This is a genomic window from Shewanella sp. SM23, from assembly GCF_025654295.1.
Classification (GTDB): Bacteria; Pseudomonadota; Gammaproteobacteria; order Enterobacterales; family Shewanellaceae; genus Shewanella; species Shewanella oncorhynchi.
The window spans coordinates 289,824-308,792 of sequence record NZ_JAKKRM010000003.1 but is presented as its reverse complement, the minus strand read 5'-3'; the positions used below and the strand labels follow the sequence as shown (position 1 = coordinate 308,792).

18 protein-coding genes are annotated in these 18,969 nt (G+C 43.0%); 15 read left to right on the top strand and 3 right to left on the bottom strand.

What is annotated here, in order from left to right; genetic code table 11:
• Positions 1-4: 4 nt before the first annotated feature.
• The 12 genes from flhF (at position 5) to L5L98_RS06045 (ending at position 11,082) form a co-directional block, all read left to right on the top strand.
• Entirely contained in the window at positions 5-1,387 is a 1,383-nt protein-coding gene (gene flhF, locus L5L98_RS06100; RefSeq protein ID WP_263139352.1) for a flagellar biosynthesis protein FlhF, read from the top strand.
• Positions 1,388-1,391: 4 nt separating this feature from the next.
• On the top strand, positions 1,392-2,273 hold the full coding sequence (locus L5L98_RS06095; RefSeq protein WP_006082389.1) for a MinD/ParA family protein: 882 nt from the start codon (positions 1,392-1,394) through the stop codon (positions 2,271-2,273).
• The gene (locus tag L5L98_RS06090) at positions 2,266-2,979 is read left to right on the top strand and encodes an RNA polymerase sigma factor FliA (protein ID WP_028761175.1); all 714 of its coding nucleotides are present in this window, start codon (positions 2,266-2,268) and stop codon (positions 2,977-2,979) included. The genes L5L98_RS06095 and L5L98_RS06090 overlap by 8 nt, the downstream gene beginning before the upstream one ends.
• 47 nt (positions 2,980-3,026) lie before the next feature.
• Positions 3,027-3,410: a chemotaxis response regulator CheY gene (gene cheY / locus L5L98_RS06085; protein WP_007649667.1), complete on the top strand. Its 384-nt coding sequence runs from the start codon at positions 3,027-3,029 to the stop codon at positions 3,408-3,410.
• A 13-nt stretch (positions 3,411-3,423) separates the two neighbouring features.
• On the top strand, positions 3,424-4,161 hold the full coding sequence (locus L5L98_RS06080; protein WP_028761174.1) for a protein phosphatase CheZ: 738 nt from the start codon (positions 3,424-3,426) through the stop codon (positions 4,159-4,161).
• A gap of 15 nt (positions 4,162-4,176) precedes the next feature.
• Complete coding sequence (locus tag L5L98_RS06075; RefSeq protein WP_263139342.1) at positions 4,177-6,426, top strand: chemotaxis protein CheA; 2,250 nt, start codon at positions 4,177-4,179, stop codon at positions 6,424-6,426.
• A 20-nt stretch (positions 6,427-6,446) separates the two neighbouring features.
• On the top strand, positions 6,447-7,574 hold the full coding sequence (locus tag L5L98_RS06070; RefSeq protein ID WP_263139339.1) for a chemotaxis response regulator protein-glutamate methylesterase: 1,128 nt from the start codon (positions 6,447-6,449) through the stop codon (positions 7,572-7,574).
• Between the two features lie 13 nt (positions 7,575-7,587).
• Complete coding sequence (locus tag L5L98_RS06065) at positions 7,588-8,109, top strand: membrane anchored protein in chemotaxis locus (RefSeq protein WP_212600960.1); 522 nt, start codon at positions 7,588-7,590, stop codon at positions 8,107-8,109.
• A gap of 71 nt (positions 8,110-8,180) precedes the next feature.
• A complete protein-coding gene (locus L5L98_RS06060) occupies positions 8,181-8,972 on the top strand; it encodes a ParA family protein (RefSeq protein WP_028761170.1) in 792 nt (263 codons plus the stop codon).
• Positions 8,956-9,951 (top strand): chemotaxis protein CheW, encoded by a 996-nt coding sequence (locus L5L98_RS06055; protein WP_263139336.1) that lies wholly within the window; start codon positions 8,956-8,958, stop codon positions 9,949-9,951. Before L5L98_RS06060 ends, L5L98_RS06055 begins: the two co-directional genes overlap by 17 nt.
• Before the next feature lie 7 nt (positions 9,952-9,958).
• Entirely contained in the window at positions 9,959-10,453 is a 495-nt protein-coding gene (locus tag L5L98_RS06050) for a chemotaxis protein CheW (RefSeq protein WP_006082380.1), read from the top strand.
• A 230-nt stretch (positions 10,454-10,683) separates the two neighbouring features.
• Entirely contained in the window at positions 10,684-11,082 is a 399-nt protein-coding gene (locus L5L98_RS06045) for a DUF2802 domain-containing protein (protein ID WP_263139330.1), read from the top strand.
• Between the two features lie 53 nt (positions 11,083-11,135).
• Here L5L98_RS06045 and L5L98_RS06040 read toward each other — a convergent pair whose 3' ends face one another.
• Together L5L98_RS06040 and L5L98_RS06035 are read right to left on the bottom strand one after the other, a co-directional pair.
• On the bottom strand, positions 11,136-11,444 hold the full coding sequence (locus L5L98_RS06040) for an EscU/YscU/HrcU family type III secretion system export apparatus switch protein (protein ID WP_028761167.1): 309 nt from the start codon (positions 11,442-11,444) through the stop codon (positions 11,136-11,138).
• 61 nt (positions 11,445-11,505) lie between these two features.
• Positions 11,506-13,413, bottom strand: a complete 1,908-nt coding sequence (locus tag L5L98_RS06035; RefSeq protein ID WP_263139326.1) for a hypothetical protein — start codon at positions 13,411-13,413, stop codon at positions 11,506-11,508.
• A gap of 219 nt (positions 13,414-13,632) precedes the next feature.
• Between L5L98_RS06035 and L5L98_RS06030 the strand changes: the two genes are divergently transcribed.
• Together L5L98_RS06030 and L5L98_RS06025 are read left to right on the top strand one after the other, a co-directional pair.
• A complete protein-coding gene (locus L5L98_RS06030; protein WP_219233968.1) occupies positions 13,633-14,418 on the top strand; it encodes a VacJ family lipoprotein in 786 nt (261 codons plus the stop codon).
• A 121-nt stretch (positions 14,419-14,539) separates the two neighbouring features.
• Positions 14,540-15,643: a response regulator gene (locus L5L98_RS06025; protein WP_263139322.1), complete on the top strand. Its 1,104-nt coding sequence runs from the start codon at positions 14,540-14,542 to the stop codon at positions 15,641-15,643.
• Between the two features lie 113 nt (positions 15,644-15,756).
• On the opposite strand, the gene L5L98_RS06020 is transcribed toward L5L98_RS06025, so the two are convergent.
• Positions 15,757-17,262 carry a peptide MFS transporter gene (locus L5L98_RS06020; RefSeq protein ID WP_028761163.1) on the bottom strand — a complete coding sequence of 502 codons (1,506 nt, stop codon included), beginning with the start codon at positions 17,260-17,262 and terminating at the stop codon, positions 15,757-15,759.
• 472 nt (positions 17,263-17,734) lie between these two features.
• Here L5L98_RS06020 and rfaH point away from each other — a divergent pair, with 472 nt between their 5' ends.
• On the top strand, positions 17,735-18,241 hold the full coding sequence (gene rfaH, locus L5L98_RS06015) for a transcription/translation regulatory transformer protein RfaH (protein WP_105251953.1): 507 nt from the start codon (positions 17,735-17,737) through the stop codon (positions 18,239-18,241).
• Positions 18,242-18,969 lie beyond the last annotated feature (728 nt).

The window sequence follows — 18,969 nt, the reverse complement described above, 5'->3', positions numbered from 1 at the left end:
ATAAGTGAAGATTAAACGATTTTTTGCCAAAGACATGCGCGCCGCACTGGCCCAAGTGAAAGAAACACTCGGCTCAGATGCCGTCATTATGTCAAATAAAAAAGTGAACGGTGGCATCGAAATTGTCGCTGCCGTTGACTATGACGAACCTAAATCGAAAACTGCAGCCACTGCGCCAGCACCGACCTTTATGGACGTGAGCGACGATCTCGTGTCCCTAGGTGCTAAGCAGCCAGTTCGTGTAGAAACTCGCGCTAAGCCAGCCGCACCAGCAGACTCATTACAAGCCTTACTTGAGAAGCAGCAAAGCCGTTTGAATCAACAAATGTCACATCAGCAAGTTGATGCCGAGTTACCAGCATGGGCTAAGGGCTTACAAGCCCCTACTGCTGTGAAACCAGAACGTCGTGAAGCACCTTCCTCATTTGATAAAAAGCCACAAACATCACAGAAACAAAGTGCTGATATTGAGGCTATGCGTGATGAATTAGCATCACTGCGTAATTTACTGACACATCAAGTATCCTCCTTGATGACGGAACATAAAAAACGCATCGATCCCGTTGGTGCTATGCTCGAAGCCAAATTGCTTGAGGCTGAATTCTCCCCTGCGGTTGCGAATAAATTAGCCGCGCTGAGCCAGCATTATACGCCAGCTGAATTAGTCAGAGCATTACCACAAAGTCTCGCTAATATGCTTGACAATCAGGGTGATGACATTGTGAAACAGGGCGGGGTAGTTGCATTAGTTGGTCCTACTGGCGTTGGTAAAACAACGTCATTAGCTAAACTTGCTGCCCGTTTTGCGGCACATCATGGTGCTGAACATGTTGCTTTAATTACCACAGATCATTATCGCATCGGAGCCTATGAGCAATTAGCAACTTATGGCAAAATAATGGGCTGCCCAGTAAAGCAAGCTCATGATCTAAATGAATTAGAGCAAATTCTCTATCAGTTTAGGAATCGCAAGCTAGTATTGATAGATACGGCTGGCATGGGACAGCGAGATATGCGCCTTTACCAGCAACTTGATAATTTAACTGCAAATAGCAGGATACCTATCCGCAGTTATCTGGTACTGTCTGCGACAGGGCAGCGCCGTGTGCTGCAAGATGCAGTCAATCATTTTAAACGCATTCCCCTATCTGGTGTCGTTCTCACAAAACTCGATGAATCTGTGTCGTTAGCAGGGGCATTAAGTGTGTTGATCCAAAACGGATTACCATTAAGTTATATTACTGATGGACAAAGAGTTCCTGAAGATATGAAAGTTGCGGATACCCTAGATTTAGCCCAGCAGGCACTCGCAGCGTTAGATAGTACAGAACAACAATCATTACAAGACACAGCGTGGTCAGATAATATGGCCTGTGCATTTGAGTAGATTTATGACCCTGGATCAAGCAAGTGGTTTACGTATGATGAATCAACCCTATAACGAAAAAGTGAAAGTAATCGCGGTCACTGGTGGTAAAGGAGGCGTGGGTAAAACCAGCGTTTCTATTAATACTGCTGTGGCATTAGCCGAAAAAGGCAAGCGTGTCTTGGTACTTGACGCTGACCTTGGCTTAGCAAACGTCGACGTCATGCTGGGTATTCGTGCCGAGCGTAACCTCTCTCATGTTCTCTCTGGTGATGCAGAGCTTGACGATATTATCGTGCGTGGTCCTAAGGGGATAGGCATAGTACCTGCCACCTCAGGAACACAGGGGATGGTGGAATTAAGCCCTGCGCAACATGCTGGATTAATCCGTGCATTTAGTGAGATGCGGACTCAGTTTGATATTCTAGTCGTAGATACTGCGGCTGGGATCTCAGATATGGTGCTCAGTTTCTCACGTGCTTCGCAGGATGTGTTAGTCGTTGTTTGTGATGAACCCACTTCGATTACCGATGCCTACGCCCTGATTAAAATTCTCAGCCGTGAGCATGGTGTGTTCCGTTTTAAAATAGTTGCCAATATGGTGCGTAGTTTACGCGAAGGTATGGAATTATTTGCTAAACTCAGTAAAGTGACCGACAGATTTTTAGATGTCGCACTTGAATTAGTCGCCACGATTCCATTTGACGAAAACTTACGTAAATCTGTTCGTAAACAAAAATTGGTGGTTGAAGCTTATCCTAAATCACCAGCGGCGATTGCGTATCAAGGATTGGCAAATAAAATTTTGAGCTGGCCTGTGCCGCAGCAACCTGGTGGGCATTTGGAGTTTTTCGTTGAGCGTTTAGTACAACGACCAGATTTTCAAGAGGAAAAAACGAGTGAATAAAGCCGCTGCGTATACTTGTTTAGACAATAAATCGTCGATCGTTGAACAGTATGCTCCGTTGGTTAAAAGAATTGCGCATCATTTACTCGCCAGACTACCTGCATCTGTGCAGTTAGATGATTTACTCCAAGCTGGGATGATGGGGTTACTAGAAGCATCATCCAAGTTTGATGGTGGCAAGGGTGCGAAATTTGAAACCTTCGCCGGCATACGCATACGTGGAGCCATGTTAGATGAAATTCGTCGTGGCGACTGGGTCCCTCGTTCCGTTCATCGTAACAATCGTAAGGTTGCACACGCTATTGATGAGTTAGAGCAAGAACTGGGCCGTGATGCACGCGACACAGAAATTGCAGAAAAACTTGATATGACGCTCGATGAGTACCATCATATTCTTAACGATGTTTCTGTCGGAAAAATCATAGGGATAGAAGATTTAGGCGTATCTCAGGATATACTTACAGTGAGTGATCGGTCCGATGATGATTCATTTGAAGCATTAGCTGAGAACCAATTTCATTCTGCTCTGGTTGAGGCAATTAAATTATTGCCTGAAAGAGATGCATTAGTGTTATCCCTGTACTACGATGAAGCATTGAATTTAAAAGAGATTGGCGCCATTCTTGAAGTCAGTGAATCGCGGGTTAGCCAGATATTAAGTCAGGCAATGTTGCGATTGAAAGCTAAACTCAAGCACTGGACATAAGTATAATTATTAATCGAGCACAGAATGTCAGCTCACCGGAGGAAACCTTGGACAAGAATATGAAGATTCTCATTGTTGACGATTTTTCGACAATGAGGCGTATCATCAAGAACTTGTTGCGAGACTTGGGGTTTAATAACACCCAAGAAGCAGACGATGGCTCAACAGCCCTGCCGATGTTGCAAAAGGGGGATTTTGATTTTGTTGTTACAGATTGGAATATGCCTGGTATGCAAGGAATCGATCTGTTAAAAGCAATTCGCGCTGATGATTCGCTAAAGCATTTACCCGTATTAATGGTAACTGCTGAAGCAAAACGTGAACAGATTATTGCTGCCGCTCAAGCGGGAGTGAATGGTTATGTGGTTAAGCCTTTTACCGCTGCAACGCTGAAAGAGAAGTTAGATAAAATATTCGAACGACTCGCTTGAGCAAGGATGAGCTATGAAGTCACAAACATCAGGGCTCATCACGCTCGAGCAAGCTCAGCATTTAGTTGAATTATTAAGTGCAGGTGAGCAAAGTCAGGCAGATGATTTATTTCGGGAGCTTGCTGCTCCACTGCAACGAGAATTATTCGAAGAAGTAGGTAAATTAACTCGGCAACTTCATAGTGCGCTGATGGATTTTCAAGTTGATAATCGTCTTGCTGAATTAGCCAATACAGAGATCCCCGATGCCAAGCAACGTTTAAATTACGTTATTGACATGACCGAACAAGCTGCAAATAAAACCATGGATGCGGTTGAAGAATGTTTACCTTTGGCTAATGCCGTGACCGTAAATATTCAAAATGTCATGCCATCTTGGGACAGATTAATGCGACGCGAGATAGCGCTGACTGAATTTAAGGGCCTTTGTCACGATGTACAAGACCTTATGTCTCGTAGTGCAAATGACTCGACTCGATTACGTGAATTGCTTAATCAAATTTTGATGGCGCAAGATTTTCAAGACTTAACAGGACAAATAATACGTCGTGTTATTGATCTAGTAATGGAAGTAGAAAGTAATCTGGTTTCTATGCTGACGGTATTTGGTGAGCAACCTATGATTGAAAGTCAGATTGCTCAGAAAAATAATATTGAAGCAGAAGGCCCGATAATGAATGCCGAGCTTCGTCAAGATGTGGTAACGGGTCAAGACGAAGTGGATGATCTTCTATCGAGTCTGGGTTTCTAACTGGGAGTCAATTTGATGGCCTTTGATGTAGATGAAGAGATACTCCAGGACTTTTTAATCGAAGCCGGTGAAATTTTAGAGCTTCTGCAAGAGCAACTCGTTGCGCTTGAAAATAATCCTGATGATACTAACTTGCTGAACGCCATTTTCCGAGGTTTTCATACCGTTAAAGGTGGTGCTGGCTTTCTTAGCTTAACTCCCATGGTTGATGTTTGTCATGAGGCTGAGAATACCTTCGATTTATTGCGGACAGGCAAGCGTAGCGTTAACGCAGAGTTGATGGATATTATTTTGCAGGCTGTTGATGCAATTAATACCATGTTTGCGCAAACCCAGCAGGGCGAGCAACAAGATCCCGCCGACTCAGGTTTGTTAGCGAGACTTAAAATGCTCAGTTCAGGTGCGCCTTTGCCATCTGAAGTCGCTTCTGTCAAGGTTGTAGAGCCAGAACCTGTTGTTGAAGTCATTATTGATACTCCTACCCTTCAAGAAATCCCTGCTGACATAAGTGATAACTCATCTTCCATTGAAAATACGTCTTCAAGTATCGATGATATCAATGATGCTGAATTTGAAGCTTTATTGGATGCGCTTCATGGTTCAGGAAAGGGACCAGCGGTCGCTGCTACCACATTTGTATCTGAGCCTGTTGCTGTCAAGCCTGCTGCACCAATTAAAACACCTTCAACATCAGGTGATGACATCACTGATGATGAGTTCGAGGCGTTACTGGATGAACTTCATGGCTCAGGTAAATTTAAAGCTGAGGCTGAAGTGCCTGTTAAGCCTAAGGTTGTGGCAACACCTGCGCCTCAACCGATTGTAGATGCTGATGAAATTACCGATGATGAGTTTGAGCGATTACTCGATGAACTCCATGGGAAAGGCGGAGCACCTGCGAAAGCTGAAGTAAAAGCGCCTACGCCCCCTGTTTCGACTGTAGCACCTACTGCTGCACCACATGCTCCTGCGCCAGTAAAAGCCGCAGTACCAGCTCCTGCCCCAGTCGTTGCTGCAAAACCTAAGGTGGAAATTGCGGTTGTCGATAAAGCACCTGCTAAGGCTAGCTCTGCGAATGTGCCTCAGGGTGAAACAACGGTACGTGTAGATACTGCACGACTCGACCAGATCATGAATATGGTGGGTGAGTTAGTGTTAGTGCGTAATCGATTGGTGAGCTTAGGCATCAGCCGTGATGATGAGGAGATGTCGAAAGCTCTCGCGAACTTAGATCTCGTTACTGCCGATTTGCAAGGCGCTGTGATGAAAACCCGTATGCAACCGATCAAGAAAGTGTTTGGTCGTTTCCCTCGGGTGGTACGTGATCTTGCTCGTACACTAAACAAAGAAATTGATTTGATCATGGTCGGTGAAGAAACTGACTTAGATAAAAACCTCGTTGAAGCGCTTGCCGATCCACTCGTCCACTTAGTGCGTAACTCTGTGGACCATGGTATCGAGATGCCAAACGAGCGTGAAGCCAGTGGTAAGCCAAGAACGGGAACGATTACCTTATCTGCAAGCCAGGAAGGCGACCATATACTGCTGAAAATCGAAGACGATGGCGCAGGCATGGATCCTGAAAAACTCAAAAAAATTGCCATAAACCGTGGTGTGCTCGATGAAGATTCTGCTTCGCGGATGACAGACAGCGAAGCCTATAATTTGATTTTTGCACCAGGTTTTTCAACTAAAGTTGAGATTTCAGATATTTCAGGCCGTGGTGTTGGGATGGACGTGGTAAAAACTCGTATCACCCAGCTGAATGGCACTGTACATATTGATTCCATGAAAGGTAAGGGAACGATACTTGAGATTAAAGTACCGCTAACACTGGCGATTATGCCTACCTTAATGGTCGATGTCGCTAAACAAGTGTTTGCATTACCTCTATCTAGCGTGAATGAGATTTTCCATCTCGATCTCACAAAAACTAATATTGTTGATGGGCAACTGACTGTCATAGTACGTAATAAGGCCGTACCTTTGTTCTATTTGGAACACTGGCTACATAGAAACAAAACGACCTTTAAACATGGCGATAAAAAGCATGGTCATGTGGTTATCGTGCAATTAGGCATGATGCAAATTGGTTTTGTAGTGGATGCCTTAATAGGGCAAGAAGAGGTCGTTATTAAACCTCTTGGCGCTATGTTACATGGCACACCTGGGATGGCTGGTGCGACAATTACATCGGATGGTGGTATTGCACTGATCTTAGATGTTCCTGGATTGCTAAAGCATTATGCGAAAAGTAAGAATTAGTTTCCAAGCTAAGGAATGGAATGGCCATTAAAGTATTAGTCGTTGATGACTCAAGTTTTTTCAGACGACGTGTTAGTGAAATAGTCAATCAAGATCCTGAACTGGAAGTTATCGCGACGGCCTCAAATGGGGCCGAAGCGGTGAAGTTGGCTGCTGAGCTTAATCCCCAAGTTATCACTATGGATATTGAGATGCCTGTCATGGATGGTATTACTGCTGTTCGTGAGATCATGGCTAAGTGTCCGACTCCGATCTTGATGTTTTCTTCTTTAACCCATGATGGCGCTAAAGCAACGTTAGACGCTTTAGATGCTGGTGCATTAGATTTTCTGCCTAAACGTTTTGAAGATATTGCGACCAACAAAGATGATGCCATTTTATTGTTGCAACAAAGAGTTAAGGCATTGGGACGACGCAGAATGTTTCGTCCGATTGCACGTCCTGTGGTCGCGCCAACACCTAGCGTGCGTCCAACAGGTAGCGTTTTAGGTACAACGAGTATATCGGCTCATACGCCTGTCGCAGCTCCTGTTAGAACCTCAACGGCAACGACGATTCGTGCAAGTGGTAAACAGTATAAATTATTGCTGATCGGTACATCTACTGGTGGTCCGGTTGCGCTGCAAAAAATACTCACGCAGTTTCCGGCAAACTATCCGCATCCTATTTTATTAATCCAGCATATGCCTGCTGCCTTTACCCCTGCATTTGCGAGTCGTTTAAATGGCTTATGTAAGATTGAAGTGAAAGAGGCCGCTAATGGCGATCTTCTTAAACCGGGTTGCGCATATTTAGCGCCAGGTGGTATGCAAATGATGGTTGAACGTACTGGAGCAAGTGGCCGATTAAAAGTTATCACAGGCAGTGCTGATATGAATTATAAGCCCTGTGTGGATATCACCTTTGCTTCTGCTTCTAAAGCCTTTAGTGGTGATGTGCTTGCTGTTGTATTAACTGGCATGGGGGCGGATGGCAGAGAAGGCGCACGTATGTTGAAAGCTGTAGGCGCAACCATTTGGGCGCAAGATGAAGCCAGTTGTGTGGTTTATGGTATGCCACAAGCCGTTGCGAGTGCAGGGATTGCCACCCAGTCGATAGCCTTAGACAACATGGCCGAATGTATTTTAAAAGAGTCTGTTCGTGTCTAAAAACCAATATCCGATGAGCACAAATAGTGTGCTCATCATTTTGTTGATGGGCATAGCCATTTTGGTTCTTGGTGCCTTAAGCCTTGATTACAAACGTAAGAATAGTTTGCTGCAGGCGGATGTAAAACGTTTGGAATCGACTCAGGTGCTGTTAATGGTACCTGACGAACAGGCTGAGGCTATTGCAACTTGGTTAGCGTCTCATCCAGATCAGACTAAAGCAATGTTGCAATTAGCGGCTCCTGGTGAGCAGAAGGCTGTAGCGATTGGTCCTGAGCCGGTACAAAATAGCATTCCGCCTTTGCTGGGCGAACCAGATACTGAAATAGATACGGCGAAGGAAAAAACTAATCTGGAATCCTCTATTCCTAAACAGCTTCAAGCGCCAGAAAAAGAGGTTAAAGCTGTTTCTCAGACAATTGCCCCCCAAAATGCAGAGATGCTGCCCGTGGTGATATCTGAGAATGCCGATGGTGTCAAAGTGATTAGTTTGCCCAATGGCGGCATTCGAGTCACGACCAGAAAAGAGCAGTAATTTTTAGAATTTGTGAACTCACAATTTTCTAGTTCATTAGCATATTAACCAGTATAGGTAGGGGTCACTTCTTGAAAGTCTGGACCATAGCGAATCAAAAAGGTGGCGTAGGTAAAACCACGACGGTAGCGAGTTTAGCGGGAACATTAGCTAAGCGTGGCAAGCGTGTTCTTATGATAGATACCGATCCACATGCTTCGTTAGGTTATTACTTAGGTATTGATTCTGAAGAGGTTCCAGGCTCGTTGTTTGATGTTTTTCTTGCCCATAAAAACCTTTCTAAGGAACTCGTTTTATCCCATGTTGTGCCAACCTTAGTCGATGGTTTGGATTTATTGCCTGCAACTATGGCATTGGCTACCTTAGACAGAGCCTTAGGTCATCAAGAAGGAATGGGATTAGTACTACGTAATTTATTAGCACTGGTTGCTGATGATTATGATGTTGCTATCGTTGATTGCCCACCCGTACTCGGGGTATTAATGGTCAATGCGCTTGCGGCAAGTCAGCATATCATTATTCCTGTGCAGACGGAGTTTCTTGCCATTAAAGGGCTAGAGCGGATGATTAAAACAATGGAGTTAATGGGGCGATCTAAGAAGACGCGTTACAGTTACACTGTTGTGCCAACCATGTACGATAAACGCACCAAAGCATCACCTGCGGCTTTGCAAGTTCTTGGTGCCGAATACAGTGATACTTTGTGGAAAGACGTTATTCCAGTAGACACTAAGTTTAGAGATGCCAGTTTGGCACATTTACCAGCATCGCATTATGCGAGTGGTTGCCGCGGCGTTAAAGCCTATGAAAGATTATTAGATTTCTTATTAGTTGGGGAGTTTGGCCATGTCAAAATCGGTTGATGAAACTGTTTTTGATTTTTTCGCATTATTGCTACAGGAAGACGACAGTCCAAACCAGATTGTTTCCCCTCAAAGCATTGTAAAAGCAGACTCAAATCAAAATGTTGCCGTTAATCAAACGGAGGCAGCATTGCTCGATGCGGCTATTTTGGCTGAAAATGGTCGCACTGCCGCACCGCAGAATGTAGAGAAGGCCATAACGCCTACTGCGCAGTTGCAGCCAAAAGCGGCGCCAAGACAACATGAGTTTGTTGCTCCGGTAAGCCAGGTTGTAGCTCAAGTGAATAAGCAAGCGTTAGAGAAATTATTAGCGCCAGTACTAAAGACTGCAAGGTTAGAACCGATACCACCTTCAGTAGAGATAGCGCCACCTATTGATGTTCAACCCGTTGTGGTGGAAGTACCAAAAGCTCAGCCTGTTGTTAATGAAACCGTTGCTGATGAAATCGTTGAGCCAGTGGTTGTGCCAGAAACACAAGTCGGCATTACGCCTCCTAGTGTGACAAAAGATTTGCAAGAAGTGCTCGATGATGAGTTTCAGGTACTATTCTTTAAAGTAGCAGGGCTGACATTGGCTGTGCCTTTGGTGAGTTTAGGCGGAATAGTAAAAGTTGAGCGGATAAACCACATCTTTGGTCGACCCGCATGGTTTCTTGGTGTACAGACGCATAGGGAGGAGCAATTGAACATTGTTGATACTTGTGCGTGGGTTATGCCAGAAAAATACACAGATAAACTGGCGCAATCAGTAAATTATCAATATCTTGTATTATTAGAAGGCAGTAACTGGGGATTGACTTGTGAGTCCTTGGTCAATGCGGTAAAAATTAATAAATCGCAAGTCAACTGGCGTAGTCAAGCGGGTAAACGTCCTTGGTTAGCAGGTGTAGTGAAAGAACAGATGTGTGGCATTTTGCACGTACAAGCCTTAGTTGAAATGCTTAATGCGGGTTTAGGTTGTCAGGACTCAATTGGTTGAGGTAAACATGAAAGATACAAGAAATGTAGCAGCAGTCGCTGCAAGTAAAGATGATGCAGTATTACAATGGGTTACCTTTAAGTTGGACCATGAAACTTATGGTATCAACGTAATGCAAGTGCAGGAAGTGCTGCGTTATACTGAAATAGCTCCTGTACCTGGTGCCCCCTATTATGTACTAGGCATCATTAACTTACGTGGTAATGTCGTTACTGTAATTGATACCCGCTCACGTTTTGGATTGCAGTCTGCTGAAGTTGATGATTCAACTCGAATCGTTATCATCGAAGCTGAAAAACAGGTCATTGGTATCTTAGTTGATAGTGTTGCAGAAGTGGTTTATTTGCGCCGCTCTGAAATTGACAATGCGCCTAATGTTGGAACGGAAGAGAGTGCTAAGTTTATTCAAGGCGTGAGCAATCGCGACAATGAATTACTTATCTTAGTTGATCTCGACAAATTATTGTCCGACGAAGAATGGGCCGAGTTGACTCAGATCTAATCAATGAGTGTGATAAGGCTGAATGATTAGAATTCATTCAGCCATTTTGTTTATTTGCGAATAAATCGATGATGTTGAGTATTTACGATTTATGGGTAGACGAAGTCTTTTTATCATAGCTTGAACAATGGCCAATTATATTGGTGACGTTAAGTGAGCACTTTGGAATAGATAACTCAATTGTAAGCCAGCTCCTAATCTATGGCTTTGAGTGTGTATAAGGATTTTTGATGGGCGATGAATTTTTGATCGCAGCGTTAGTTTATGTCATCGCATGCTTAGGGTTAGTACTCTTTTTACAAAAGCAATTGAGTAAATTAAGAAGCAAAGTTGATGCATTGACTGTGTTAGTTAAAGAGGGCGATCGGCAGCGAGAGTCTTTTAAACGCGAATTGCAAGAAATACGCAGTGGCACAATCGGTGTAGGCCGTCGTGTTATTGAATTAGAGAAACGCATACTGCAACAGTCTGAACGGATTGAAGAGACGACTCAACAGGATCCACAGGCAAAACTTTATACTCGAGCCATGAAGATGGTCGCGCTTGGTGCTGGCGTTGACGAGTTGATTAAGGAATGCGAATTACCTAAAGCTGAAGCCGAGCTGTTGATCCGTCTGCATCGTAAGTAATCGGTAGCCAATTGAACACTAAAAGCTAATTTTTCTGAATTAGCTTTTTTATTTTATGCCTTCTCGACAATTTTTTTATGCATATTATTCCATTGCTCAGGAAATTTACCGTCGAGCATATACACAAATGCAATCAGTTCGGCGATAAGCAGGTAAAGCTCCTTGGGAATTTCCTCTCCTAACTCTAGCAGTTGCAAAAAATGGCTCAGATGGGGATCTTGATGGATATAAACGCCGTTAGCCTTAGCTAAGGCAATAATTTCTTCTGCGATAAGCCCTTCACCAGTCGCGACTATTTTAGGAGCGTTACGGCCATCGTAGCTCAGTGCGACAGCTTGTTTAGGTTCACTCTCTTCGCTCATATCGTTATTTCCAATGTTTTGTATAATGAACTCAATATTAGTGTTGGAACATTGTCACTCATTAAGCTTTTGTCTTTACGAGGAAATGATCACCAGGTAATAAGGTTGCTGGTACTTGCGCTATTTGAGTTGATAGTTCTCCAGGCGTAAAACCCAGTTGTGATAGTTTTTGGCTTAAGGGCGTTAAAAAGTTATTAACCTTATTAAGTAGTATCTGACTATTGCCTTTAAACTGGATATCTAATTGTTGATTGTGGTTTTGGGCTGAAATCAGCAGAGGTCCTTGTGCTAGATTAAACTTCAGTTGTAAACGCCATCCCATTTTTTTATCTGGGTCATCAGGATCGGCTTCTTGCTCAAATTTCCCTTCCAGCTGCTCCTGTCGTTGGTTAATGCCATAGGGCAGGGCGAAGAACCACACCAAATTGCCAGCGCTCTCATTACTTGCCTGTTGGTATAAATGCAGGTTAGAGGCTAATAGTCCCATGCTATCAAGGCCTCCTGCTTTGCTCAGTTGCCCAAGAAGTTTAGTGGAGAAGCCCACTTTAGCTTGTAACTGTTCAAGGTAGTCGGCAAGCTTTTTGCTCACGGAATTCGAATTGTTATTGGCTTTAAAGCCAAGTAGCAGCTGAAAAAGTGAGGTAATTGCACTCCCATTCATGAGCATAGAGGCTTGATTTGATTGAGGCGTAGCAAGATTTAGACTCGCTAGACCGAGAATATTGGCTTTGAGCTCATCGATATCATTCAATTGGCTCAGTGGTGGTAGCCCTAAATGCGGTAGGTGTTTCAATAACTCAGATGCTAAATTCGAGCTGCTATTAGAACGAGATAACTCAATAGGAAGTGCCCCCGCTTTATTGAACGCTTTTTGTAAGACATCAGCCACTTTTATCGAAGTGTCAGTCTTAGCATCATTGCCTTGTTGTTCACTCTTTTGGCTACTGGGTCCTAAAATATTATTAAGTTTGTTTATGTCTGTAGGACTCACACTTAGGATTTCTTGTGACGTTTTTGAGCCTTGAGATAACCCGTTTTTGCTATTTACGTTTTCACCCATTTGTGATGTTGGTGATTGACCCACAAGCCGATTTTCAAGGGCTGAGTTTTGAGCGCTGATCTGACCTAGGTCTTTAGTTGTTGGCGTTATGACTTGCGCGTTAGAGATATTCTGTGAGCCAGTCGCAGTAGGCGCTGATGGAATATCTACTTTACTTTGAAGCTGCATTATATCGACTTTGGCCGTCACAATTTGCTTTGTGGGCTCAGGTAGAAAGTTGATATTTTCGAGTTTTTTTAGAAAGGAGGCAATGATCTGGGCTGGTTCAATTTTCGCGATCACAAGATCAGAAGATGGTTTATTTGTGGGAACCTGAGTTTCATTTACTGGCGCCCCAATCATGATTTCGAGTTTGCTCTGTATTGGGGTGAGTAATAAAATAGGGCGCCCTTGTTGAAAGGCTATTTTCGCGATGAATTCACCTTGATTCAGCTGGGGTCCAGGATCTTGTGCTACAACGGTACCATTAGCAAATTGAAGATCCTTGTTAACTATAGTGACGTTGGGTAATGGATAGCCCTGTGTGCGAGCCGCGAGCGCTGAAAGCTGCGTCTGAGATATGCCATTTTGTTGCGCCAGATTGATCACTGCCTCAGGGATTTTCAGTACGAGAGGTGTAGCTAAGGCAAGCAGTTGGCTAGTGGAGTTTTGCACTATCGTAGTTGGAGTTGAGCTGTTCTGCGCATTGGGCGTGACTAAAAAGCTATTAGCAGTCAACAATATTTGCCGCTGTTGAGCATTAACTAGCTTTAAATTATATTCTGTACCGTTTAGAATAATACTATCTCCCTCAGGTGATGTTTGCACCTGAGCTGGCATGGGGCGTGGAGTAGCATTGAGGGCATCAGTGTTAGCCATCGCAGTGTGTAACTGCGAATTTTGACTGCTGACAAGTGGAATCGACTCCATTTAATGACCTTATATAGTTTATCCTGCGATACATTCGTTTAGTAAAATTAACAATTGACCAATTTTTTTTGCCAAGTATGCTTATGCGCCTTGTGACAAAGGAACTGTCATACTGGATAGTATGCCACTAAGACGAATTATCTTTATATCGTCATTTTTGTATTGTCACTTTAGCGAAAATTTGATGTCTAAACAGTACATTTATATTAAGAGAGCGATATGAAGTTAAAATGGATGGGATTATCTTTGGGGTTAATGCTGTTGCCTAAAGTGCAATCGGCTGAAGTATCCCTACCAGATACCATTCAGCAGGAAACACCTGCTAAGGTACAAATTACCTATGATGATCCCCGCGATCCGTTCGAAGGCTTTAACCGAGCTATGTGGGACTTCAATTATCTCTACCTAGATAGATATTTATATCGTCCTGTAGCCCATGGTTATAACGATTATATTCCTACGCCTGCTAAAACAGGTATCAATAACTTTGTGCAGAATTTAGAGGAACCTAGCAGCTTAGTAAACAATGTGCTGCAGGGTAAGTGGGGCTGGGCAGCTAATGCTGGTGGACGCTTTACAATCAATTCTACTGTCGGCTTATTAGGTGTCATTGATGTCGCTGACATGATGGGTATGAGCCGCAAGCAAGATGAGTTTAATGAAGTGCTGGGTTATTATGGGGTGCCTAATGGACCTTACTTCATGGCGCCATTTGCGGGTCCTTATGTTGTGCGAGAACTCGCGTCTGATTGGGTTGATGGTCTATACTTTCCATTGTCTGAGTTAACAATGTGGCAATCCATTGTTAAATGGGGACTTAAAAACCTTCATTCTAGAGCATCAGCAATCGATCAAGAGCGACTTGTTGATAATGCACTCGATCCCTATGCCTTTGTCAAAGATGCATATTTACAGCACATGGACTATAAAGTCTATGATGGTAATGTCCCTCAAAAGCAAGATGATGATGAGTTGCTCGATCAGTATATGCAGGAGCTTGAGTAACCCTATTGGCCGTACTTGACAGCATTTGTCTTTAGTCATCAAATGCTAGCCTTGTTAAATTTTGTTATTGGCATATTCACTTGAGTAATGGCTATGCGATGAACTTTATTCGGGAACCTTTATGGCGTTAAATGGTGTTGCGGTTCTTTTAGTTGAAGATGACCCCGTGTTTAGGCAGATTGTTGCAAACTTTCTCGATAGCAGAGGTGCGCAAGTTACACAAGCCTGTGATGGTGAACAAGGATTGTCAGTTTTTAAATCGCAGCGCTTCGATATTGTTCTTGCAGACTTGAGTATGCCTAAGCTCGGAGGGCTCGATATGCTTAAGGAAATGACAAGGTTAGCACCTTTAGTGCCTTCTATTGTGATCTCAGGTAATAATGTCATGGCTGACGTCGTAGAAGCCTTACGCATTGGCGCAAGTGATTATCTCGTTAAGCCAGTATCTGATTTATTTATTATTGAACAAGCCATTAAACAAAGCCTTCATAGTTCCTACATTGATGATACTCAAGCCGCAGATTTTGACGCGCTATCCCACCAAGAATTGAGTGATAATCTAGCATTGCTTGAGCAAAGTGTTGCTGCGGCAAAACAAGTTCAGCAACAACTCTTTCCCGCTTCAAATATTAGTTATCCGGCAGCCAAGGTTGACTATAGCCTTTATAAAAATAGCGATATAAGCAGTTATTTCATTGATTCAACAATGGTTGGTAGTGATTACCTGATTATGTACATGGCCCATTTGTACCCAGAGGATAATCGAGCTGCGTTTGCCTGCGTTCTGCTGAGAAGTTTTGTTAATCAGAAGCTTAAAGATTTTAGGAATGGTCAGAGTCATAGCATTATTGAACCCTTTAACATGATGAGCTATTTGAACGAGCGTTTAGTGAAATCTGGTCTCGATATCAAAGCCGATATGATTTATGTTGCCATTGAGCTAACTAAGTACCGTGCAGCTATTGCACAGGCGGGTAAGGGGCTACGTTGTTATCTGCGTAATGACGAGGGATTAAGCCCGTTAGCACTGTCAGAGAGTCTTCAGCTTGGCGTGTTGGATTGGGGTAAACCGAGCATTCAGTTCCGCAGTATTTTACCGCAAGAACAGTTGTGTATTGCGACAAGTGAGCCTGAGCATAAACAAGCTTTACTTGATAACAAGTTTAAGGGTTTAGTCTATGATGCAACGCTACCCGCAGGTGGTTTTCTACAGTTAAGCCTTTAGTTTTTTTGACGCTTTGGCGAAATTGAGTATACCGAATAGCTGACTTAACAAAAACGCCTTACTCTTGCGAGTAAGGCGTTTTGTTTTGACTGTTAAAACAGTTGAACAGATAATTAACGTTTTATCGCTTCATGTTCAGCCGTCACTGCAATTTCACTTTCTAAGGCTTCGGCTTCAGTATGATGCTTGGTTTCTGCGCCGTGCATCCAATCGACTAATTTGTCAGCCATAAAATACAGGATCACGCCAGATAGAGCAGCTGTAATCGCAATACCGGCAAAAATTGACATAGCATTAGCAAGTTGTTCCTCTTTGCCACCACCGTGACCAATCAAAGAGCCTACGACCCCAGCAACCTTGTTCGCCATCGCAATAAACAGGAACCAAGCGCCCATCATCAAAGAGGCAATACGCAGTGGAGCAAGCTTAGTCACCATAGACAAGCCAATAGGTGACAAACATAATTCACCCATAGTATGGAAGAAATAAGCACCCACTAACCACCACATGCTTGATTTAGCTGTAGGATCGCTACCCATCTCAACCACAGCGCCAATCATGAACAAGAAGCCAATCGCCAATAAGAACAAACCTAAGGCAAATTTCACTGGCGAGTTAGGTTCATTTTTACCTAAACGGATCCAGATAGAAGCAATTACAGGGGCAAATAACACAATAAAAATAGCGTTTAGCGATTGGAAATAAGTCGTGGGCACTTCCCAAGTACCTATGTAACGGTCAGTAAACTCATTGGTAAATAAGTTCATTAACCCGCCCGCTTGTTCAAACCCCGCCCAGAAAATAATCGTGAACAAACCCAGCACCATAATTACCTTGAGACGATCACGCTCAATTTTAGTAAGTGGTTCTTTACGGGTATTGCCTAGCTTAGCCTGGCGCTCACGTTCCAACTTGGCCGCTGGCACGGTACCAATGTTACCTAACAGTTTTTGAGCAAATAAAAATTGAATCACCAGCGACAGCAGCATACCAATACCAGCACAGAAGAAACCTGCTTGCCAGTTATTAACAAAAACCTCTTGGCCATTAACCATTTCAGTGTGGCCAAAGCTAGTATAAGCCCAAGCAACAATAAAGCCGGATAATGCCGCACCTAAATTGATTCCCATATAGAAAATAGTAAATGCACCATCGCGACGGTGATCACCTTCCTCGTAGAGATCGCCCACCATAGTGGAAATGTTCGGCTTAAACAAACCATTACCCAGAATAAGGGTACCTAAACCGATATAAAAAATGGTCGTTTCAATACCAGGAAACCAAGCATGAGGCGCAGCTAGCATAAATTGGCCAGCCGCCATTAACGCACCACCAAAATAAATAGCTTTGCGCTGACCCAGAAAATTATCAGCTAACCAACCACCAATCAGCGGCGTTAAATACACTAACGCAGTAAAAGTACCATACAAGGATAAAGCATCAGCTTGGCTAAATCCTAAGCCGCCACCGCCTTGTTTACCCACCTGATCAACTAAATACAGTACCAAAATGGCACGCATTGCATAATAACTAAATCGTTCCCAAAGTTCTGTTGTAAACAGCAGGAACAATCCCTTGGGATGCCCAAGCATCGTTCCTTGTGGTTTTGCTACGCTCATGAAGTCTTCCACCTTAAGCTCGTGATTGCCTGTGGGCCCCTGAAACAGGATGATGTCACCACAGAAAAATGGTTGTTGCTCGTCCCAATATCGCCTGCAGGTTTAATCAACCATTAATTCGCGCTATAGCATTCATTAATTGTTGAATAACCGCTAGTTACGTATGGGTTATTGTTACGTTCTTATAATAAAAGTAATGTGTTTAGCAGTAAAATGAGTATTTTCGCTAAAATCCCACCTTATATACCCCTTAAAAGCAACCAAAGTCAATTTTGGTAAGCTAAGTGGTGACATTATCAGCAGTATAGTGTTGTGATTTTAATTATGAATTAGTTAATGTGAGCGTCATTGTATGCATACCGAGCGAGAGACTGGAATAGTCGAAAAATTACTTCCACCGACTTGAGCATCTTTGCTATGATTGCGACCCGTGAATGGACATCACTTATTTATAGGGTAGTGAGATTAGCTTATGAAGGCATGGTACCTTTTGTATTGTAAACCTCGTAGTGAAGCGAGAGCACAACAAAACTTAGCACTTCAAAATTTAGAGACGTATTTGCCTATGGTCTCTGAAGAGAAATCTCAGCGCGGGCGCAAACAAGTTTGTCGTGTACCACTATTTCCAAATTATTTATTCATCAATTTTGACCCAAGCCAGACAAGTGTCAGGCAGGTCCATTCTACTCGTGGTGTGAATCGAATCGTTAATTGTCAAGAGAAAATGACGCCCATTGACGACAGAATTATCCATGCCATTCGCATGAAAGAACTAACGCCTTCCCAAACAGTATTAGCCGAAGAATTAGAGCTAAAAACGGGGGAAAAAATTCGTTTTACAGATGGGCCCTTTGTTGATCTCGAAGGCATTTTTCAAGAAAAATGCCCAAATAAACGTTGCCATGTTCTTTTTAACATTATGGGGCAGATAAAGACGGTTACTGTACCTGAGCAAACGGTTGAAAGAGTTTGTAGTTAACTAATTGACACAAGTTTCATTGTAAGAATTAAGATGAAATATTTGTAGGAAATTGACTATTCTTATTATTAAGGCTTTTTGCCAGAGATGGATGACGTTTTGTTAAGTTATTAAATAATAAGGTTTTTATTGATTTTTACAAAATTCAAATCATTAAGATTTTAATTTATCTCTAAAATTTGAAACATAGACTTGTAATTGCTTGTTAATTAACCAGTCAAGCTTTCGGGTTTGAAGTAAACTTATGTAACCAGACTTTAAGATTGTCGTTTATCATTCTTAACGTCATTGGTATGTTGTTAAAAATGAATCTTTAGTTGATGCGCAAACTTAGCTGCTTAAGGGCTGCTTAAGGCTTGCATTGACGTTTAGGTGACTATTTGGTTTAGGCTGCGATAGTCTTGTTCTAATTAATAATTTGGCGTGTTTTTCCCACAAGAGTGGTGATATCACTCGCTAGAAATTCAAATGGATTGGAGCCTTGTAATTCTTTTTATAAAGAATGATGAGGTTTTATTACATGAAAAATATGAGTTTTCGCGTCGCGAAGGGCAATATAGAAGCCGCAATCTATGGGCGGTAGCGTGTCTGAAAGGCAACGAATGAAAAGTTTCATTCGTTAAGCGGACGCCGAAGGCCTCGGGCCGCCACGCGGATCGGTAGCGTGCCTGAAAGGTGAGAAACCGCAGGTTGATCCCTCGAACGAGAGGTACGGATACCGAACTGGC